Raw genomic sequence first — 18937 nt, forward strand, 5'->3', positions numbered from 1 at the left:
ATCCCCATGCACACTCGCTGCAGTTTCGGGTGATACCCCCGTATGCTGCCCGATCGACTCGACTTTCGTCGAGGAGCAAACTCGCGTTTTCGCCAAGTTTTTTGCCAATGAGATAACGATCACATAAAGATGATCACTGTCAGTGACAGTAACGGCTTGATGACCGCCACGCCCGAGCACCCCCCGGCCCTGCACGCTGCGTAGCCGCCATGGCCGGGTAAAGGTCTTGGTCCCAGGGGTTCCCATCAGGGCGGATCCGTCGTACAAAGGTGTCACGGACCAGTTGTCCGGGTGCATCCACCGGGCACCCACGCGCGACCAGCCGCGGGAGGCGCGTCGAGACGGGCTTGACCCGATCCGACGAATAGAGGTGCACGCTTGGTAACCCGGTGTGATGCACCGGCAGACGGCGTCTCATGACTGAGACGCCGTCAGCTATGCCACCGGCCGCGGTCAGCCCCTCTGCATCGCTTCGCAGATCGCCGCCGTCTCGCGTACACCGAGCGTGACCGCCGAGGCACACTGTTGTATCCATTGCGCCACCCCCTCGGGCGTACCTGTCAGGTAGGCGCGCAAGCCCTCGGCGTACGGCTGATCGAGATGCCCGACCTCCACGGCGACCAGCGATTTGGGATCCAGGCCGTACTCCACCAGGGTGAGCCGCTCGGCGGCGCGCGCGACGACGCCGTCGGCCGTGCCGAACGGCCGCAGCACCGCCAGCTCGGCGTGCACGACGGCGGCCAGCACGAGCGCCGGTGCTTTCGTCGGGGCGGACAGCAGGGTGAACAGGCTTTCCAGACGAGCTGACGCCTCTTCGACGGTCGGCGCCGGGCCCAGGCCCAGAGGATCCGGGGCGTTCGGGACGGCTCGGGGGCGGCCCAGGTCCGGCTCGTCCGCCAGGCCCGCCGCGGCCACGGTGTGTAGCCGGGCGAGCACCTGCCTGGGCGCCCGCCGCCAGGTGGATCCCAGCCGGCCCAGCTCGGCGGACGCGCGCAGCGCGCCCTGGAGAACCGGATCGTGCGCTTCGTCCCTGCGCAGGGACTCAAGAGGTACGTCCACGCCCTCGATCGCCGCGGAGGCACGGGCGCCACGCAGGGAGGACTCCGTGGACACCGCCGGGCTGGCACGGCGCAGGACACGGTGGCGGTAGAGCCGGTCCACGGCCTCGCGGGCGGCGTCGACCGCCTCGGCGACGCCGGGGAGCTGCGCGATCGCGGCCAAAGGGTCAGTCACAGGACCCGACCCTACCCGCGAGCCCGCCCGGACCCGCTGGCAGGCGACGCCGACGCCGACGCGACCTGGCAAGAAGCAATCCCCGTAAACCCGCACGGGGACCCAAAAAGCACGAAAAAAGCTGCTTCATTGCTTCGTTCCATAATTAATGGATCCCGAGATGACAACGTTTTAATAGCTTTTGTCATGCGTCCTGACTGACAAGGAGGCAGCTCCAGTCAACGGTACAGACCTGTCTAGACCTCTTGTGGTGGAGGCCCCTGACCTGGTGAAGTGGGAGACGACCTATCCCATCTGGCCGTAGAAGGAGCACGAGGTGGCCCCGGAGACCCCCGGCAACGAACCCCAGGCGCTGTCCAACCTGCTGCACGAGAACCGCAGGTTCGCGCCACCGGCCGACCTGGCGGCGGCCGCCAACGTGACCGCGGACGCCTACACCGAGGCGTCCGCCGACAATCTCGGCTTCTGGGACCGTGCCGCCGAGCGGCTGACCTGGACGAAGCGGTGGGACACCACCCTGGAGTGGAACCCCCCGTTCGCCAAGTGGTTCGTCGGTGGAGAGCTGAACGTCGCCTACAACTGTGTCGACCGTCACGTCGAGGCGGGTCACGGCGACAAGGTCGCTTACCACTGGGAGGGTGAGCCGGAGGGCGACAGCCGCACCCTCACCTACAGCGATCTGCAGGCGGAGGTCTCCAAGGCGGCCAACGCCCTCCAGGAGCTGGGTGTGGGCAAGGGTGACCGGGTGGCGGTCTACCTGCCGATGATCCCCGAGCTGCCGATCACGATGCTGGCCTGCGCGCGCATCGGCGCGATCCACTCGGTGGTGTTCGGCGGATTCTCCGCGACCGCCTTGAAGAGCCGCATCCACGACGCCGACGCCAAGCTCGTCGTCACCGCCGACGGCGGCTACCGCCGTGGCGCCCCCTCGGCGCTCAAGCCGACGGTGGACGAGGCCGTCGCGGAGTGCCCGCAGGTGGAGAAGGTCCTGGTCGTGCGCCGTACCGGTCAGGAGGTCGCCGTCAACGAGCGCGACGTGTGGTGGCACGACGTGGTCGACCGGCAGAGCGACCAGCACACCCCCGTGTCCAACGACGCCGAGGATCCGCTCTACATCCTCTACACCAGCGGCACGACCGGTAACCCGAAGGGCATCCTGCACACCACCGGCGGCTACCTGACGCAGACCGCCTGGACGCACGACGCGGTCTTCGACCTCAAGCCGGACAAGGACATCTACTGGTGCACGGCCGACATCGGCTGGGTGACCGGGCACTCCTACATCGTGTACGGCCCGCTGGCCAACGGCGCGACGAGCGTGATCTACGAGGGCACACCGGACACCCCGCACCGGGGCAGGTTCTGGGAGATCGTCCAGAAGTACAAGGTGACGCTCCTCTACACCGCTCCGACGGCGATCCGGACGTTCATGAAGTGGGGCGACGACATCCCCGCCAAGTTCGACATGTCCAGCCTGCGCGTTCTGGGCTCGGTCGGCGAGCCGATCAACCCGGAGGCCTACGTCTGGTACCGCGAGCACATCGGCGGTGACCGCTGCCCGGTCGTGGACACCTGGTGGCAGACCGAGACGGGCGCGATCATGATCAGCCCGCTGCCGGGCGTCACGGCGACCAAGCCCGGCGCCGCCATGCGGCCGCTGCCAGGCATCAGCGCGGACGTGGTCGACGACCAGGGCAACAGCGTGCCGGACGGCGGCGGCGGCTTCCTGGTGATCCGCGAGCCGTGGCCGGCCATGCTCCGCACCATCTGGGGCGACGACCAGCGCTACATCGACACCTACTGGAGCAGGTTCGAGGGGATGTACTTCCCCGGCGACGGCGCCAAGAAGGACGAGGACGGCGACCTGTGGCTGCTCGGCCGCGTGGACGACGTCATGCTCGTCTCCGGCCACAACATCTCCACCACCGAGGTGGAGAGCGCGCTGGTCAGCCACCCGAAGGTGGCGGAGGCCGCCGTGGTGGGCGCCACCGACCCGGTCACCGGCCAGGCCATCGTGGCGTTCGTGATCCTGCGCGGCAGCGCCGAGGAGGGCGCGGACATCGCCGGAGAGCTGCGGGCCCACGTGTCCAAGACGCTCGGCCCGATCGCCAAGCCGCGCCAGATCCTGGTGGTCCCTGAGCTGCCCAAGACCCGCTCCGGCAAGATCATGCGCCGTCTCCTGCGCGACGTGGCGGAGAACCGCAGCATCGGCGACGTCACCACGCTGGCCGACAGCACGGTGATGAACCTGATCTCGGAGAAGCTCCCCTCGGCCAAGACCGAGGAGTAAGCCCACAAAGTCCGGCAATCGGCCGTACATCTCGAAATTTCGGGATGTACGGCCGCGCCTGTTACCGGCCCGGCCCGTGGATAGGCTCCGTACAGACTCGGGGTACACGCTCGGGGCACACGCTCGGGGTGACGCCGGGCGCGTCAGCCCTCGGCGCTATGTTCTTTGATCGGGTAGTTCTGTGAGTGGTGATTGCGGGGCTCGTGGTGGGCAGGTTCGTGGGGTGTTCGGCCGGCCGGCTGTGCGGCTCGGACCGGCGAGGCCGTCGCGAGGGCTCCGCCGCCGGGACATACGACAGCGCCGATTTACGTACGAGGTACGAAAGCGCTGAATGATGATTGACACGGCCACCAGGCCTCGATAGGAGACGTTCATGCCGCAGACTCCCGAGGAAGAATCCCTGGGCTCGCTGGTCGCTCAGGCGAGCAGTCACATCTCCGACCTCGTCCGCTCGGAGATCGAGCTCGCCAAGGCCGAGCTCAGGTTCGACGCCAAGCGGGTCGGCACGGCGGGTGGCCTGTTCGCCGGCGCCGCCTTCATCGCGCACCTGTGCCTGATCCTGGCCTCGTTCACGATCGCGTTCTTGCTGGCCGAGTGGCTGCCCCTGTGGGCGTCTTTTCTCATCGTGACGGTGTTCTACCTGATCGTCGCGGGGCTGCTGGTCTTCATCGGGATGCGCCGGCTGAAGGGCCTGGCCGGGATGAAGCGGACCACCAGATCACTCAAGGGCCTGAAGGACATCGCCACACCGGAGGAGCAGCCTCTCCCGGTGGCCGGGCCGGTGAGTCGTGATGGCACCTGACGAGGGGGTCGTCCGGATCGAGGGGCCGTGGACACACCGTGCCGTGCACGCCGGCGGCACCCGCTTCCACGTCGTGGAGGCCGGTGACGGCCCGCTGGTGCTGCTCCTGCACGGTTTCCCGCAGTTCTGGTGGACCTGGCGGCGGCAGCTACGGTCCCTGTCGGCGGCGGGGTTCCGGGCGGTCGCGGTGGACCTGCGCGGCTACGGCGGCAGCGACAAGCCACCGCGCGGCTACGACCTGCCCACACTGGCCGCCGACGCGACCGGGCTGATCCGGGCGCTCGGCGAGACCGGGGCGATCGTGGTCGGCCACGACTGGGGTGGCCTGCTCGGCTGGACGATGGCGGTGCTGGAGCCCAAGTCCGTATACCGGCTGGTCACCGTATCCGCGCCGCATCCGCTGCGGTTGCGCAGCTCGGTGTTCGGCGACCCGGTCGGGCAGCTCAGGGCGAGCGGACGCCGGCTCGGTTTCCAGCTTCCGCTGCTGCCTGAGCGCCGGCTGACCCGCGACAACGCCGCGCTGGTCGGCAAGCTGCTCGACGGCTGGTCACGGCCAGGCTGGCCGGATCAGGAGACCGCCGGCACCTATCGTGAGGCCTTCCAGATCCCGGCCGTGGCACACTGCGCGCTGGAGTATCACCGGTGGTTCGGCCGCTCCCAGTTCCGCCCCGACGGGCTGCGTTACGCCAAGGCCATGCGCACCGAGATCGAGGCGCCCACCCTGCAACTGCACGGAGCTCAGGACCGGTGCATCCTGCCGCGCACCGCGCAGGGATCGAGCCGCTACGTCGCGGCTCCGTACCGGTGGAGGCTGCTCGAAGGGGCGGGCCACTACCCTCATGAGGAGGCACCTGAGGTGTTCGACAACGAGCTGCTCGGCTGGCTGGCGGACCCGGAGCCCGACCGATGAGAGACCGTGATCCCGAGGGACGGCCGCGTAACTCCCGGCCGCGAGACGCCTATGGCCGGCCGCTTCCGCACGGCTCGCCGGGCCTGCCGAGGGTGCCCGACGACTACGCGCCGAGCAGCGAGCAGGCGCTGGCCGACGGCCGCCGGTTCCTGAGCGAGGGCCTGCCGTTCAACGCGCACGAGGTGTTCGAGGGGCGCTGGAAGTGCGCTCCGGAGGAGGAGCGCGAGCTGTGGCAGGGGCTCGCGCAGATCTGCGTGGGCCTGACGCACCTGCAGCGGGGCAACGGGCGCGGCGCGCTGACCCTCTTCGGCCGGGGAGCCGCCCGCGTGCAGGGCTACGGCGAGCCGTACGACGCGGTGGGCAGGGCGGCCTCCGGGCTGAGCCACGACAGCGACCCGGCGCAGGCCATCAGGCTGGTCCTGAAGGCGCTGCCGGGCTGACCGTCGGGGGTCGCGGGGGTCAGTCGCAGCCCTGCGTGTCGGCGGCCGTGATGTCAGTACGGCCCCGGTCGGCGTCGGACTTGACCTCGGCGGCCGTCAGCGCGTAACCGGTCTCCTCCTGGCTGATCGCCGCCGCGAAGATCACGCCGAACACCCGGCCGTCGACGGTGAGCAACGGGCCACCCGAGTTGCCCGGCAGCACCCTGCCGCGGACGGCGTAGACCGAGCGGGTGACGTTGGAGCTGCGGTAGATGTCGGGGCCCTCGGCGTCGAGGCGGCCACGGATGCGGGCCGGCTCGGCGGTGAACCCCTTGCCCTTGGGGAATCCGGCGATGATCGCGTTGTCGCCCTTCTCGGCGCTGCCGTCGAAGGCCAGGGTCGGCAGGTTGAGCCCCGGGACGTACAGGACGGCGATGTCGCGGCGGGGGTTGTAGCGCACGACCTTGGCCGCGTGGCGCTGGTTCTCCGAGTCGATGACCTGCAGGTCGCGCGTCACGCCCGCGACGACGTGCGCGTTGGTCATGATGCGGTCCCTGGCATAGACGAAGCCGGTGCCCTCGATGTGCTTGTTGCAGCTCTCGGCGTTGCCCTGCACCTTGACGATGGCCCGCTGCGCACGGCCCAGCTTGGCGCCCTGCAGGACGCTCTGCGCGGGCGGCGGCACGTCCACGATGTGGCCGGCGCCGATCGCGTCGAAGACCGGCGGGAACTCCGATCGGTCGATGAACTTCTTGAACGGCTGCTGCCAGTTGCGCGCCGCCTGCGGGATGGCGTCGTCGACCGTGGTGAGCAGCAGCGACCCCTTCACCTGGTCCACCAGCGGGGAGAACGACGTCGAGACGACCAGCGAACCGATCAGCCAGGCGATCACCAGCACCGACAGCGCGCTGGCGAACGTGCCGCCGACCGCGTCGGCGACCTTGGCGGGCTCCCAGGTGACGTGGCTGCGCACCACGGCCCCGATGGTGGAGGAGGCGAACTGACCGATCGTCGCGGACAGGAAGACGATCACGATGGCGAGCAGTGCCTGCGGAGTGTCACCGTCGACGATGGCCCTGGAGATCGGTGGCGCGATAAAGACACCGAGCACCGCCCCACCGACGAACCCTACGAAACTCATGACGCCGATGATGAAGCCCTGCCGGTAACCCGAGACGCCGAAGGCGATCACGAGGCCGATCAATATGAGGTCAAGCAGATCACCGCGCACTCTTCAAAGCTAACCAGGGATCTGGTCAAGTGTGCACGTCTTCCGCCAGGGTGCGTTACCGCGCTGGCTACCGTGATCAGTATGCCGCCGGCCCCGAGAACAGTTCGCGAGCTCATCGAGGCCGCTCTCGACGACCCCGATCCCGACGGACCGGTGCGCTGGCAGGTCATCTCCATGCTGCGGGAGCGGGGCGATCTCGAGTGCTTCATCGAGGCGCGGCGGCTGTGCGCCGCCGACAGCGTCGCGGAGCGGCTGCTGGGCGTCGACATCCTCGGCATGCTCCCCGCGTACGTGGACCGCACGCTGCCCGTACTGCGCTATCTGGCGGCGGGTGAGGACGACGCCATGGTGCTCTACTCGGTGCTGATCGCCTTCGGCCACTTGGCGGACCCGCGCTCGCTGCCCTCGGTGATCGACCTAGCCGGCCACTCCGACTCCAGGGTGAGGTACGGCGCGGCCTACGCGCTGCAGCACGTGCTGGGCAACCCGCCCGACCGGGCCGGGCTGGACATGTTGCGCAGGCTGACCTGCGACAGCGACGCCGACGTGGCCGGCTGGGCCTCGCTCGGCGTCGCGCTAGCCACGGGCCGCGAGGTCTAGCACGTCGGGCGGGATCTCCTCCACCCGGTCGCGGTCCCAGGGCCGCTCCAGCCCACCCTCGCGCAGCACCGCGTCGAGCACCATCGCGGTGAACCCCCACACCAGCATGCCCCGCACCCGGAACGCCGGCCCGGCGAACCCGCTGGGGTGCCGCAGCACGATCCGGTTGTCCCGGTCGACCAGCTCGGCGACGGGCACCCGCTCGACGGACTCGACCTCGGTGGGCGAGGCCGCGTGCACCGCCGACGGGGTGTGCCACCAGCCGACCACCGGGGTGACGCGGTTGTCGCTGTGGCCGACGTAGAGCTCGGGCATCGTGCACAGCACGCGCACCCCGGCGGGTTCGAGACCGGTCTCCTCCTCGGCCTCGCGCAGCGCCGCCGCGACCGGCCCGTCGTCCTCCGGGTCCACGCCGCCGCCGGGGAAGGCCGGCTGGCCCGCGTGCCTGCGCCCGTGCGCGCTGCGCTGGATGAGCAGCACGTCGGGGCCGAGCGGCCCCTCGCCGAACAGCAGCAGCACCGCCGCGGCCCGCCCACCGCGCGCGGGCGGCCGCAGCATGGCGGGGACACGGGTCAGGGCGGCCTGCGCGGCCAGTCGGGTGAGCCAGTCGGGCACGTCAGTCACGCAACCTCCAACACAGCAGGGCCTTGAGGACTTCCCGGGATCAGGAAAGGGGGCGGGCGTACCAGACCTTGAGGACTTCCCGGAGTCAGGAAAGGGCCGGGTCGCAGGCCTTGAGGACCTCCAGGTCAGGAGAAGGGGCCGGGTCGTACCAGTTTGCGGGCCTCTTCGACGCTCGTGGGGCCGGTGCCGTACGAGGGGCAGAGCGCCGCGAGCGGGCAGACGCCGCAGGCGGGTCGGCGCGCGATGCAGATGCGGCGGCCGTGCCAGATCACCCGGTGCGAGAAGACGGTCCACTCGTTCTTGGGGATGAGCTCGCCGACGATCTGCTCGATCTTGACCGGGTCGGTCTCGTCGGTCCAGCCGAAGCGCCTGACCAGCCGCTGGAAGTGCGTGTCGACGGTGAGGCCGGGCACGCCGAACGGCTCGCCGGTCTCCGGGTCGTAGGCGTTGCCCAGCACGACGTTGGCCGTCTTACGGCCCACTCCCGGCAGGGTGATCAGCTCGTCGAGCGTCCTGGGCACCTTGCCGCCGAAGCGGTCGCGCAGGCCGGCCGACAGCCCGAGAAGTGACCTGGCCTTGGCCCGGAAGAAGCCGGTCGGCCTGATGATGGCCTCCAGCTCCTCGGGGTCGGCGACGGCCATGTCGTCGGGGGTCGGGTAGCGGGCGAACAGGGCCGGGGTGGTCAGGTTGACCCGCACGTCGGTGGTCTGCGCCGACAGCACCGTGGCGACCAGGAGCTGGAAGGGGTCGCCGAAGTCGAGCTCGCAGTGGGCGTCGGGGTAGGTCTCCGCGAGGATCCGGTTCATCCGCCGGGCCCGCCGCACCAGTCCCAGCCGGGTCTCCGGCTTACGCCTGCGCGCACCCGCCACGTTCGTCGCCATGCCGCAAGGGTAAAACCCCGAGCTCCTGCTCGCGCCCCTGACGGTTGGGGAGAGGGGCCGAAGAAAGGGTACGAGTAAGCATGTCGCCGGTTTTGTTCGTACACTTCGCCTTGGGGATCACCGCGGTCGACAGAGCGCGCGAATCATCCGGCTTACGACACACGAGGCGAGCCTGGCCCATCGGGCATTCCTCTAACCTATGTGTGCCGCCTGCAGTGGGGTGCGTCACAATGGCAGCAGAGGAGGCAGAGTGAACACCGAAGATGTGCTGGGCAAGGCTCCCCTGTTCGCCGCGCTCGACCGCGAGAGCGCCGCGGCGCTGCGCACGAGCATCACCGAGGTCCAGCTGGCCAAGGGACAGACCCTCTTCCACGAGAACGAGACGGGTGACCGCCTCTACGTCGTGCTGGACGGCAAGATCAAACTTTCCCGCACGTCGCCCGACGGCCGCGAGAACCTCCTCAGCGTGCTCGGCCCGAGCGAGATGTTCGGCGAGCTGTCGCTGTTCGACCCGCGACCGCGCACCGCGACGGCGACCGCGCTGACCGACGTGCGGCTGGCCGGCCTCGGCCACGACGACCTGCGCCCCTGGCTGACCGGCCGCCCCGAGGTGGCCCTGCACCTGCTGCGCGCGCTCGCCCAGCGGCTGCGCCGGACCAACGACGTGCTGGCCGACCTGGTCTTCACCGACGTGCCCGGACGGGTGGCCAAGCAGCTGCTCGACCTGGCCGAGCGGTTCGGCACCAAGACCGACGACGGCGTGCGCGTCCACCACGACCTCACCCAGGAGGAGCTGGCCCAGCTCGTGGGCGCCTCCCGCGAGACGGTCAACAAGGCCCTGGCCGACTTCGCCCAGCGTGGCTGGCTGCGCATCGAGGCCAAGGCCGTCGTCATCCTGGACATCGACCGGCTCTACAACCGCTCCAGATAGTCGAGCTGGGACCGCACCGACATCTCGGCGGCGGGCCAGAGCGACCTGTCCACGTCCGCGTAGACGATCTTCACGATCTCCCTGGGGGTGCGCGCGCCCTGCCTGCGCGCCTCCTTGATCTGCTCCAGCCGCTCGCGCCGGTGCGCGATGTAGCCGTCGAGCGCGCCGATCGGGTCGGGCAGCACCGGGCCGTGGCCGGGCAGCAGCGCCTGCGCCTCCAGGCTCTCGGCCGCCAGCCTGAGCCTGTCGAGGCTGCGCAGATAGTCGGCCAGGCCGCCGTCGCTCGCGATGATCGTGGTGCCCCGGCCGAGCACGGTGTCGCCGGTGAGCATCGCCCGGTCCGCCGGCAGCCAGAAGCACAGGGAGTCGAAGGAGTGCCCCGGCGTGCCGTACACCTGGATCTCCAGCCCGTCCACGGTCACCACGTCCCCGTCGGCCAGGCCCTCCTCCCCCAGCCTGTGGCGCGGGTCCAGGGCCCGCACGGGGGCGTTCACCAGCTCGGCGAAGCGCTTGGCGCCGCCGCTGTGGTCGAAGTGGCCGTGGGTGAGGAGGATCTCGGTCACCCTTCGCTCGCCCAGGTGGGCGCGGACCCTGCGCAGGTGGGTCTCGTCGTCCGGGCCCGGGTCGACGACGACCACCTCGTGCGTGCCGATGACCCAGGTGTTGGTGCCGTCGAGCGTCATGATCGACGGGTTGGGGGCGAGCAGGTTCTCGGCGTGCTCGGTGCGGGAGCCGTCCGGGGTGTCCAGCGGGATGTGCAGGCCGCTCATGGGCTCACCAGCCTGAACTCGCCGTCGACCTCCACGACCTCCGGCATGATCGTGACGATCTCCCGCTCGGCCGCGAGCACGGAGTTCACGTCGGCGTGTCCGGCCAGCTCGCTGAGCGTGCGGTAGGTGGGCGGCAGCAGGAAGATCTCCCCCTTGCGCGCCAGCTCCAGCGCCTCCGCCGGGCTCTGCCAGATCACCTGGTCGGCCTCGCCGCCGACGTCACGGGTGCGCTGCCCCTCGGGCAGCACGGCGGCGAAGAAGCGGGTGTCGAAACGCTTGGGCTCGACCCTGGGCGTGATCCAGTGCGCCCAGGGCTTGAGCAGGTCGGCGCGGAGCACGAGGCCGCGCTTGGCCAGGAAATCGGCCAGCGCCAGGGACCGGTCGATCAGCGCCAGCCGGTCGGCCTCCCAGTCGTCGCCGGTGGTGTCCTCGACGACGGAGCCGGGGGCATGGCCGGCGAGCAGCACGCCCGACTCCTCGAACGTCTCGCGTACGGCGGCGCAGACCAGGCCCCTGGCCACCGCCTCGCTGGTGCCGAAGGCCCGGCTCCAGTAAGCCGGTGACGGGCCCGCCCAGGCCACGGCCTGGTCGGTGTCACGCGGGTCCACCGAGCCGCCGGGGAAGACGTACGCACCCGCCGCGAAGGCCATGGTGGCCTTGCGGCGGAGCAGGTAGACCTGGATGCCGGCGGGATGGCCCGCGCGCAGGATCACCACCGTGGCGGCGTCCCGCGCGGGGGCCGGCTCGACGCGTCCGGCCAGGACGCCCCTCGCTCGCTCGGCGAGCTCATCGGGGAACCGAATAGCAGCCACATTCACCCCGTCATGGTGACATATCCGGCTCAGGAGACCTCTGCGATGATCTCCACTTCCACCGGAGCGTCGAGCGGAAGGGCGGCCACACCCACCGCGCTGCGCGCGTGCTTGCCCGCGTCGCCGAACACCTCGGCCAGCAGCTCGCTCGCGCCGTTCGCGACCTGGGGCTGCTCGGTGAAGTCGGGAGCGCTGGCGACGAAGACGACGACCTTGACGATCCGCTTGACCTTGGCCAGGTCGCCGACCTCGGCCTTGAGCGCGGCCACCGCGTTGAGCGCGCAGATGCGGGCCTGCGCGCGGCCCTCGTCGACGCCCAGGTCGGTGCCGAGCTTGCCGGTCTGGTGCAGCTTGCCCTCCACCATCGGGACCTGGCCCGAAGTGTAGACCAGGTCACCGGTGCGGACGGTGGGCACGTAGGCCGCCAGCGGGGCGACCACCTCGGGCAGCGTCAGCCCGAGGTCGGCGATCTTCTGCTCAGGACTCACTGCTTCTCCCGCTTGAAGTAGGCGACAAGCTGCTCGGGCGTGGCGCCCTGCAGAATCTGAACGAGCTCCCAGCCGTCGGCGCCGAAGTTGTCCAGGATCATCTTGGTGTTGTGAATCAGCACCGGGGCCGTGAGGTACTCCCATTTCTTCATGGGGCTCAGCGTAGTGTGAGCAATCTCAAAGGGTGCTCACGGGCTTTCAGCAAGTGACCGTTCGGTAGCCTCGAAGTCGTGGACTCTGCGGACACGGATTGGGACGGCGTGCGACTCCACGTCGTCACCGGCAAGGGCGGCACCGGCAAGACGACGGTCGCCGCCGCCCTCGCCCTGGCGCTCGCCTCAGGCGGCCGCAAGGTGCTGCTCGTGGAGGTGGAGGGCAGGCAGGGCATCGCACAGATCTTCGACCTGCCGCCGCTGCCCTACGAGGAGCGCAGGATCGCCGTGGCCCCCGACGGGGGTGATGTGTACGCGCTGGCCATCGATCCCGAGCAGGCCATGCTCGAGTACATGGAGATGTTCTACGGGATGCGCAGGGCCGGCCGGGCGCTGACCAAGATGGGCGTCGTCGACTTCGCCACCACCCTGGCCCCCGGCTTCCGCGACGTGCTGGTCACCGGCAAGACCACCGAGGCCGTGCGCCGGCGGGGCAAGGACGGCAAGCGGGTGTACGACGCGGTCGTCCTCGACGCGCCGCCCACCGGCCGCATCACGCGCTTCCTGAACGTCACCCAGGAGGTGGCCGGCCTGGCCAAGGTCGGCCCGATCAAAAACCATTCCGACTTGGTCCACGGGGTCGTGAAAAGTCCGGAAACAGCGGTGCATTTCGTGACCCTGCTTGAGGAGATGCCCGTCCAGGAGACGCTCGACGGCATCGCCGAAGTACGCGAGGCAGGGCTGCCCACCGGTGGCATCTTCATCAACATGGTGCGCGAGAGCCTCCTGCCCCAGGTGACGCTCGACGCGGCGGCCCAGGGCCGCTTCGACGTCGGCGACCTCACGCTCGGCCTCAAGTCCGCCGGGCTGGCCGACAGCACCGACGCCACCTCCCTCGCCGAGGCACTCGCCGAGGAGATCGTCGAGCACGCCCGCCGCACCGAGCTGGAGCAGGCCGAACGCGAGTCGCTCAGCGAAGCCGCGCTCCCCGGCTACGAGCTGCCCCTGCTCGCCGAGGGAGTCGACCTGGCAGGGCTGTACGAGCTGGCCGAGAGCATCCGCACCCAGGGAGCAGCGTGAAGAAGCCCGCCGTCCTCGACATCGACGCCATCCTCGACGACCGAGGCACCAGGATCATCGTCTGCTGCGGCGCGGGCGGCGTGGGCAAGACCACCACGGCCGCCGCCCTCGGGCTACGGGCCGCCGAGCGCGGCAGATGCGTGGTCGTGCTGACGGTCGACCCGGCCCGGCGCCTGGCCCAGTCAATGGGGCTGACCGAGCTGGACAACACCCCGCGCCTGATCAGCGAGAGCGACGGCGGTGGTCAGCTGTTCGCGATGATGCTCGACATGAAGCGCACCTTCGACGAGATCATCGAGGCGCACGCCGACCCCGAGCGGGCCCGCCAGATCCTGTCGAACCCCTTCTACCAGTCGCTGTCGTCGAGCTTCTCCGGCACCCAGGAGTACATGGCGATGGAGAAGCTGGGCCAGCTCCGCCGCTCCAACGAGTGGGACCTGATCATCGTCGACACGCCGCCCTCCCGGTCCGCGCTCGACTTCCTCGACGCGCCCGAACGGCTCGGCCGCTTCCTCGACGGCAGGTTCATCCGCCTGCTGACCGCGCCGGCCAAGGCAGGTGGACGCAACGCCTTCCGGCTGCTCAACGCCGGCTTCGGGATCGTCGCCGGCGCCATGACCAAGCTGCTCGGCGCCCAGGTGCTCACGGACCTGCAGACGTTCGTCTCGGCGCTCGACGCGGTCTTCGGCGGCTTCAGGCAGCGAGCCGAGCTGACGTACAGGCTGCTCCAGGCGCCGGGCACGGCCTTCCTGGTCGTGGCCGCCCCTGAGCGCGACGCGATGCGTGAGGCCTCCTACTTCGTCGAGCGGCTCGCCGAAGAGCGCATGCCGCTGGCGGGCCTGGTGGTCAACCGGGTTCACAGATCTCCCGCCGCCACGCTCTCAGGAGTACGCAGCGCCGCCGCGGCGGAGGATCTGGCGGCCAAGGGCGAGCACGAGCTGACCGCTGCCGTGCTGCGCCTTCACACCGGCAGGATGCAGCTCGCCGCGCGCGAGCATCGGGAGCAGGAGCACTTCGTCAGCGCGCACCCAACGGTGCCGGTTGCGCAGGTGGCCGCCATGGCCGGGGATGTCCACGACCTGGAGGGCCTGCGCCGCATCGGAGAGCTCCTGGCTGAGGCATGAAAGTACGGCCGGCGACGGCACCGGCCGTACTCATGCGAGGACCGTCAGCCGGCGATCAGCTCATTGGTCCGTTCGTACTCTTCCTTCGCGGACTCGAGCAGCTCACGCCACGAGTCCACGTCAGGCCGCCGCCGTAGCAGCGCTCGCCGTTCGCGCTCGGTCATACCGCCCCACACCCCGAACTCGATGCGATTGTCCAACGCATCGGCGAGGCATTCGGTACGGACCGGGCACCCTCGGCAGATCAGCTTGGCCCTGTTCTGGGCGGCTCCCTGGACGAACAGCGCGTCCGGATCCGCGCCCCGACAGGCGGCACGGGAGGTCCAATCCGTGATCCACATTTTCGACCCCACTCCCCTTAGGTGGTCAGTCGTCATTTGGGGCCGACGGGCGCGGGCGCCGAGCCTCCGTATTCAGTTGCCGCATTGAGAACGTACGCAACTACACGTTCGGGCCGACAGACCCCAGAGGACCAATTTCTCGCCGTAGTCTTGACCGGGAATGACTAGTCACCCCCGCCAGTCAAGGCGAAATGGTGGTGCGATACCGATAACGTCACCCTTTCGACGTACTCTTGGTTGTGTGCAAGCTCGTGGCAAAGATCGTTCCTCGCCGGTCCTCAACGTCGTCAAGCTGATCGTGGCCGGCTCCGTCGCCGGTGTGCTGGCGGCCGCCGTGGCGCTGCCCGCGGTCGGAGGCGCCGGAGTCTCTGCCAAGAGCGGCATGGAGCTGCTCGATCTCAAGCCGGAAGATCTCACCGAGCCACCGCTTTCGGAGCGCACCGAGCTGGTCGACGCCGACGGCAAGCGCATCGCCCAGTTCTACTTCGAGAACCGCCAGTCCGTGACGCTGGACCAGGTCGCGCCCATCATGCGGACAGCACTCATCGCGATCGAGGACTTCCGCTTCTACGAACACGGCCCGCTCGACCTCGAAGGCACCACCCGGGCGTTGATCAAAAACCTTACCACCGGCGGTGTGACCCAGGGCGGGTCCTCGATCACCCAGCAGTACGTCAAGCAGGTGCTCTTCAACGCGGCCGAGACGCCCGAGGAGCAGGCCGCGGCCATCGCGCCGACGGTCTCCCGCAAGCTCAGCGAGCTGCGCTACGCGATGGCGATCGAGGAGAAATACACCAAAGACGAGATTCTGATGAAGTATCTCAACATCGCCTATTTCGGCGCGGGAGCCCACGGCATCCAGGCCGCCGCCAAGCGCTTCTTCGACAAGCCGGCCTCCGAGCTCAACCTGGTCCAGGCCGCCACCCTCGCCGGCGCTGTCCAGAACCCCGCCAGGACCGACCCGAACGTCGGCCCCAAGTCCCGCAAGCTGCTGCTGGAGCGGCGCAACATCGTCCTCGACCGGATGGCCGAGCTCAAGAAGATCACGCGGGAAGAGGCCGACGCGGCCAAGGCCAAGAAGCTCGGCTACAAGGACGTCAAGTTCCCCGGCGGCTGCGAAGTCAGCGACTACCCGTACTTCTGCCTCTACGTGCAGAACGAGATCCTGCTCAACGAGGACTTCGGCAAGACCGCCAAGGAGCGCCTCAGGCTCCTGCAGCGCGGCGGGCTGACCATCAAGACCACGATCGACCCGAAGATGCAGAAGGCCGCCGAGAAGGCCATCAAGAACATGGTCAGCACCAAGGACAAGCCGGTCGCCGCCCAGGCGATGATCGTGCCGGGCACCGGTGAGATCAAGGCGATGGCGGCCTCCCGCAAGTTCGGCGGCAACAAGAAGAAGAACGAGATCAGCTACAACCTGGTCGCCGACGTCGCGCACGGCGGCGGCCGCGGCTTCCAGCAGGGCTCGACGGCCAAGGCCTACACCCTGGCCACCGCACTCGAAGAGGGCATGCAGTACAAGGACGGCTTCCCGGCCCCCGCCGGCTACGAAGCGGCCAGCAACAGCTCCTTCAAGGACTGCAAGGGCAATTCGGTCGGCGACCCGAGCCACACCGTCCGCAACTCCAGCGAGGGCGGCGGCGGCTTCAAGACCCTGCAGACGGGCACCTGGGGCTCGGTCAACACCTTCTTCATGCGGCTGGAGCAGGAGGTCGGGCTCTGCAAGGTCGTCAAGCTGGCCAAGCGCATCGGCCTCAAGCGGGCCGACGGCGGAAAGCTCGGCGAGTTCGAGACGTTCACCCTCGGCATCAACGAGGTCGACCCCGTCACCGTCGCCAACACCTACGCCGTCTTCGCCGCCCGCGGCAAGTACTGCAAGCCGCTCGCGGTGACCGAGGTCAAGGACCGCTACGGCAAGGTCACCCGGTTCAAGCCCAAGTGCTCGCAGGTGATGGAGGAGGAGGTCGCCGACGCCGTCAGCGGCATCCTCAAGGGCGTCTTCTCGCCCGGCGGCACGATGGCCTCCGTCGGCGGCATCGGCCGCGACGCCGCCGGCAAGACCGGCACCACCGACGGCTACACCGCGGCGTGGTTCGCCGGCTACACCCCGAACCTCGCGTCCGCGGTCAGCGTCGGTGACCCGCGCGGCGCCTTCACCCACGACCTCGTCGGCGTCACCATCGGCGGTCGCTACTACCCGTACGTCTACGGCGCCTCGATCGCCGGCCCCATCTGGAAGCAGTCCATGATGTCGGCGCTCAAGGGCGTCGAGGCGGCCAGGTTCCACTCCGTCGACCAGTCCCGCTTCGGCGGCTGCGGTGACCACTGCGCGCCCAAGCCCAAAAAGAAGAAGAGGGACGGCGACGACTTCGACTTCGACTTCGGTGATCGTTTCGACGACGGAGGCGACGACAGGGGCGACGATCGCGGTGGTGACCGGGGCGGCGACCGTGGCAGCGACCGCGGCGGCCTCGACTGGCGCGACAACCCGCTGCTCAACGACGACTGACGCGGCGCAGGCCCCCGGCAGTCACCGCCGGGGGCCCGTACGCGCCGGCCGCCGCTAGGACGTGCTGGGACCGTTCTAGGACGCGCTGGGACGTGCAAGGACGCGCTGGGACGTGCTAGGACGCCAGCCGCGACCGCACGGCGGCGGCCACACGGCCGCCCTCGGCCCGCCCGGCCACCTTCGGGTTGACGGCCTTCATGACCTGTCCCATGGCCTGCGGGCCGGAGGCCCCGGTCTCCGCGACGGCCTCGTCGACGAGCCTGCCCAGCTCCTCGTCCGACAGCTGCGCCGGAAGGTACTCCTCCAGCACCGCCTGCTCGTCGAGCTCCGCCTGGGCCTGCTCGGCGCGCCCGGCGTTACCGAACGCCTCCGCCGCCTCCCGCCGCTTCTTGGCCTCCTTGGTCAGCACCTTGACGACCTCGTCGTCGGAGAGCTCCCGGGCCTGCTTGCCCGCGACCTCCTCGACGTTCACCGCCGCCAGTGCCATTCGAATCGTCCGGAGACGAACCTCGTCCCGGGCTTTAAGCGAGGCCGTCAGATCGGCCTTCAGCTTGTCCTTCAATGCGCTCATGCCGTCCATCTTGCCGTCTGCGCGGACGGGCTGTGCCGGATGTCGGGCATCATGAGAGGGTGAGGAAAGCAGTCGCGGTACCCCTGTCAGTGCTCGGCCTCGGCCTGGCCGGCCTCGGATACGCCTCGGTCGTGGAGCGCAACTGGTTCCGGTTGCGCCGCTTCGACGTGCCGGTCCTGGCCCGCGGACAGCGTCCCGTACGCATCCTGCACCTGTCGGACCTGCACCTGACACCGCGCCGGACGATGCTGATCAACTGGGTGCGCTCGCTCGGCTCCCTGGAGCCCGACCTGGTGGTCAACACCGGCGACTCCATCGCCCACCCCGACGCCGTCCCGTCGCTGCTGCACGCCCTGGAGCCGCTCCTGTCCCGCCCGGGCCTGTTCGTGTACGGCTCCAACGACCTCTACGCGCCCAAGCCCAAGAACCCGGCCCGCTACCTCTGGCGCACCTCCAAGAACGACCGCCGCCAGCACATCCCCTCCCTCCCCTGGGAGGAGCTCGGCACCGGCATGGCCGCCGAAGGCTGGCTCGACATGAACAACACCACCGCCCGCATCAAGGTGGGCGACCTCGACGTCGCGGTGGCGGGCATCCACGACTCCCACATCTCCCGCGACCGCTACGACCTCGTGGCCGGCCCCGCCCCCACCGACGCGGACCTCCGCCTGGGCGTCATGCACTCCCCCGAGCCGCGCAACATGACCCGCTTCGCCGACGACGGCTACCAGCTCCTGCTGGCCGGCCACACCCACGGCGGCCAGCTCTGCATCCCCTTCTACGGCGCCCTGGTCACCAACTGCGGCATCGACAGGGCCCGCGTCAAGGGCCTGAGCCGCCACGACGCGGCCTGGCTGCACGTCTCGGCCGGCCTCGGCACCTCCCCGTACGCCCCGGCCCGGTTCGCCTGCTTCCCCGAGGCCTCCCTGCTGACGCTGGTGCCTCGCCGATGATGGTCACAAGCACCCGCGAAGTCGGCTAGACTTTCCCAGGCACGAGCAAGTTGGCGTGCAGCGGGGTGTAGCGCAGCTTGGCAGCGCGCTTCGTTCGGGACGAAGAGGTCGTGGGTTCAAATCCCGCCACCCCGACTCGCAGGTGAAAGGCCCTTTCCGGAGAGATCCGGGAAGGGCCTTTTTCGTGATCGTGCGTCACCCATGCGTCAAGAT

The 18937-nt window shown here is 69.5% G+C and carries 20 protein-coding genes and 1 tRNA gene; 11 read left to right on the top strand and 10 right to left on the bottom strand.

Annotated elements, in window-relative coordinates:
- Positions 1–453: 453 nt before the first annotated feature.
- On the bottom strand, positions 454–1233 hold the full coding sequence (locus ACIBQX_RS18435; RefSeq protein ID WP_397005891.1) for an oxidoreductase: 780 nt from the start codon (positions 1231–1233) through the stop codon (positions 454–456).
- Between the two features lie 316 nt (positions 1234–1549).
- Here ACIBQX_RS18435 and acs point away from each other — a divergent pair, with 316 nt between their 5' ends.
- The 4 genes from acs to ACIBQX_RS18455 all read left to right on the top strand — a co-directional run bounded on the left by acs (position 1550) and on the right by ACIBQX_RS18455 (position 5675).
- Positions 1550–3523, top strand: coding sequence for an acetate--CoA ligase (acs, locus tag ACIBQX_RS18440; protein ID WP_397005893.1), 1974 nt, complete (start codon positions 1550–1552; stop codon positions 3521–3523).
- A 373-nt stretch (positions 3524–3896) separates the two neighbouring features.
- Positions 3897–4325: a phage holin family protein gene (locus tag ACIBQX_RS18445; RefSeq protein WP_397005895.1), complete on the top strand. Its 429-nt coding sequence runs from the start codon at positions 3897–3899 to the stop codon at positions 4323–4325.
- Positions 4315–5235, top strand: coding sequence for an alpha/beta fold hydrolase (locus ACIBQX_RS18450; RefSeq protein WP_397005897.1), 921 nt, complete (start codon positions 4315–4317; stop codon positions 5233–5235). The genes ACIBQX_RS18445 and ACIBQX_RS18450 overlap by 11 nt, the downstream gene beginning before the upstream one ends.
- On the top strand, positions 5232–5675 hold the full coding sequence (locus ACIBQX_RS18455; protein WP_397005899.1) for a DUF309 domain-containing protein: 444 nt from the start codon (positions 5232–5234) through the stop codon (positions 5673–5675). Before ACIBQX_RS18450 ends, ACIBQX_RS18455 begins: the two co-directional genes overlap by 4 nt.
- Positions 5676–5694: 19 nt before the next feature.
- Here the strand turns inward: ACIBQX_RS18455 and ACIBQX_RS18460 are convergent, their stop codons facing one another.
- Entirely contained in the window at positions 5695–6885 is a 1191-nt protein-coding gene (locus ACIBQX_RS18460; protein ID WP_397005901.1) for a MarP family serine protease, read from the bottom strand.
- An 81-nt stretch (positions 6886–6966) separates the two neighbouring features.
- Here ACIBQX_RS18460 and ACIBQX_RS18465 point away from each other — a divergent pair, with 81 nt between their 5' ends.
- Entirely contained in the window at positions 6967–7485 is a 519-nt protein-coding gene (locus ACIBQX_RS18465; RefSeq protein WP_397005903.1) for a HEAT repeat domain-containing protein, read from the top strand.
- Here the strand turns inward: ACIBQX_RS18465 and ACIBQX_RS18470 are convergent.
- Both ACIBQX_RS18470 and nth read right to left on the bottom strand, forming a co-directional pair.
- Positions 7462–8109, bottom strand: a complete 648-nt coding sequence (locus tag ACIBQX_RS18470; protein WP_397005905.1) for an NUDIX hydrolase — start codon at positions 8107–8109, stop codon at positions 7462–7464. The two genes, ACIBQX_RS18465 and ACIBQX_RS18470, sit on opposite strands and share 24 nt — an antisense overlap.
- A gap of 125 nt (positions 8110–8234) precedes the next feature.
- On the bottom strand, positions 8235–8990 hold the full coding sequence (nth, locus tag ACIBQX_RS18475; RefSeq protein WP_397005907.1) for an endonuclease III: 756 nt from the start codon (positions 8988–8990) through the stop codon (positions 8235–8237).
- A 199-nt stretch (positions 8991–9189) separates the two neighbouring features.
- Here nth and ACIBQX_RS18480 point away from each other — a divergent pair, with 199 nt between their 5' ends.
- Entirely contained in the window at positions 9190–9921 is a 732-nt protein-coding gene (locus ACIBQX_RS18480) for a Crp/Fnr family transcriptional regulator (RefSeq protein ID WP_397005909.1), read from the top strand.
- Here the strand turns inward: ACIBQX_RS18480 and ACIBQX_RS18485 are convergent.
- The 4 genes from ACIBQX_RS18485 to ACIBQX_RS18500 are packed head-to-tail and all read right to left on the bottom strand — an operon-like array spanning position 9903 to position 12143.
- The gene (locus ACIBQX_RS18485) at positions 9903–10691 is read right to left on the bottom strand and encodes an MBL fold metallo-hydrolase (RefSeq protein ID WP_397005911.1); all 789 of its coding nucleotides are present in this window, start codon (positions 10689–10691) and stop codon (positions 9903–9905) included. The genes ACIBQX_RS18480 and ACIBQX_RS18485 overlap by 19 nt on opposite strands.
- A complete protein-coding gene (locus ACIBQX_RS18490) occupies positions 10688–11494 on the bottom strand; it encodes an NUDIX hydrolase (RefSeq protein ID WP_397006794.1) in 807 nt (268 codons plus the stop codon). The genes ACIBQX_RS18485 and ACIBQX_RS18490 overlap by 4 nt, the downstream gene beginning before the upstream one ends.
- A 38-nt stretch (positions 11495–11532) precedes the next feature.
- The gene (locus ACIBQX_RS18495) at positions 11533–11991 is read right to left on the bottom strand and encodes a RidA family protein (RefSeq protein WP_397005913.1); all 459 of its coding nucleotides are present in this window, start codon (positions 11989–11991) and stop codon (positions 11533–11535) included.
- A complete protein-coding gene (locus ACIBQX_RS18500) occupies positions 11988–12143 on the bottom strand; it encodes a hypothetical protein (RefSeq protein ID WP_165959776.1) in 156 nt (51 codons plus the stop codon). Before ACIBQX_RS18500 ends, ACIBQX_RS18495 begins: the two co-directional genes overlap by 4 nt.
- Positions 12144–12221: 78 nt before the next feature.
- Here ACIBQX_RS18500 and ACIBQX_RS18505 point away from each other — a divergent pair, with 78 nt between their 5' ends.
- Together ACIBQX_RS18505 and ACIBQX_RS18510 are read left to right on the top strand one after the other, a co-directional pair.
- Positions 12222–13223 carry an ArsA-related P-loop ATPase gene (locus tag ACIBQX_RS18505; RefSeq protein WP_397005915.1) on the top strand — a complete coding sequence of 334 codons (1002 nt, stop codon included), beginning with the start codon at positions 12222–12224 and terminating at the stop codon, positions 13221–13223.
- Positions 13220–14347 carry an ArsA family ATPase gene (locus ACIBQX_RS18510; RefSeq protein ID WP_397005917.1) on the top strand — a complete coding sequence of 376 codons (1128 nt, stop codon included), beginning with the start codon at positions 13220–13222 and terminating at the stop codon, positions 14345–14347. The genes ACIBQX_RS18505 and ACIBQX_RS18510 overlap by 4 nt, the downstream gene beginning before the upstream one ends.
- 44 nt (positions 14348–14391) lie before the next feature.
- On the opposite strand, the gene ACIBQX_RS18515 is transcribed toward ACIBQX_RS18510, so the two are convergent.
- Positions 14392–14688 carry a WhiB family transcriptional regulator gene (locus ACIBQX_RS18515; protein WP_148036282.1) on the bottom strand — a complete coding sequence of 99 codons (297 nt, stop codon included), beginning with the start codon at positions 14686–14688 and terminating at the stop codon, positions 14392–14394.
- Positions 14689–14929: 241 nt separating this feature from the next.
- Here ACIBQX_RS18515 and ACIBQX_RS18520 point away from each other — a divergent pair, with 241 nt between their 5' ends.
- Positions 14930–17200 (top strand): transglycosylase domain-containing protein, encoded by a 2271-nt coding sequence (locus ACIBQX_RS18520; protein WP_397005919.1) that lies wholly within the window; start codon positions 14930–14932, stop codon positions 17198–17200.
- Between the two features lie 115 nt (positions 17201–17315).
- Here the strand turns inward: ACIBQX_RS18520 and ACIBQX_RS18525 are convergent, their stop codons facing one another.
- Positions 17316–17771, bottom strand: coding sequence for a GatB/YqeY domain-containing protein (locus ACIBQX_RS18525; RefSeq protein ID WP_397005921.1), 456 nt, complete (start codon positions 17769–17771; stop codon positions 17316–17318).
- A 59-nt stretch (positions 17772–17830) separates the two neighbouring features.
- Here ACIBQX_RS18525 and ACIBQX_RS18530 point away from each other — a divergent pair, with 59 nt between their 5' ends.
- Both ACIBQX_RS18530 and ACIBQX_RS18535 read left to right on the top strand, forming a co-directional pair.
- Complete coding sequence (locus ACIBQX_RS18530; RefSeq protein WP_397005923.1) at positions 17831–18724, top strand: metallophosphoesterase; 894 nt, start codon at positions 17831–17833, stop codon at positions 18722–18724.
- A 61-nt stretch (positions 18725–18785) separates the two neighbouring features.
- A tRNA-Pro gene (locus ACIBQX_RS18535) sits at positions 18786–18859 on the top strand.
- Positions 18860–18937: the final 78 nt, after the last annotated feature.

This window comes from Nonomuraea sp. NPDC049714 (assembly GCF_044465295.1).
Taxonomy (GTDB): domain Bacteria; phylum Actinomycetota; class Actinomycetes; order Streptosporangiales; family Streptosporangiaceae; genus Nonomuraea.

Bases quoted from the DNA above. Each gene is read 5' to 3' on its own strand.
- ACIBQX_RS18465 (WP_397005903.1), top strand. From the start codon at position 6,967: ATGCCGCCGGCCCCGAGAACAGTTCGCGAGCTCATCGAGGCCGCTCTC.
- ACIBQX_RS18480 (WP_397005909.1), top strand. From the start codon at position 9,190: ATGTGTGCCGCCTGCAGTGGGGTGCGTCACAATGGCAGCAGAGGAGGC.
- ACIBQX_RS18455 (WP_397005899.1), top strand. From the start codon at position 5,232: ATGAGAGACCGTGATCCCGAGGGACGGCCGCGTAACTCCCGGCCGCGA.
- ACIBQX_RS18515 (WP_148036282.1), bottom strand. From the start codon at position 14,688: ATGTGGATCACGGATTGGACCTCCCGTGCCGCCTGTCGGGGCGCGGAT.
- nth (WP_397005907.1), bottom strand. From the start codon at position 8,990: ATGGCGACGAACGTGGCGGGTGCGCGCAGGCGTAAGCCGGAGACCCGG.
- ACIBQX_RS18485 (WP_397005911.1), bottom strand. From the start codon at position 10,691: ATGAGCGGCCTGCACATCCCGCTGGACACCCCGGACGGCTCCCGCACC.
- ACIBQX_RS18525 (WP_397005921.1), bottom strand. From the start codon at position 17,771: ATGAGCGCATTGAAGGACAAGCTGAAGGCCGATCTGACGGCCTCGCTT.
- ACIBQX_RS18445 (WP_397005895.1), top strand. From the start codon at position 3,897: ATGCCGCAGACTCCCGAGGAAGAATCCCTGGGCTCGCTGGTCGCTCAG.
- ACIBQX_RS18450 (WP_397005897.1), top strand. From the start codon at position 4,315: ATGGCACCTGACGAGGGGGTCGTCCGGATCGAGGGGCCGTGGACACAC.
- ACIBQX_RS18500 (WP_165959776.1), bottom strand. From the start codon at position 12,143: ATGAAGAAATGGGAGTACCTCACGGCCCCGGTGCTGATTCACAACACC.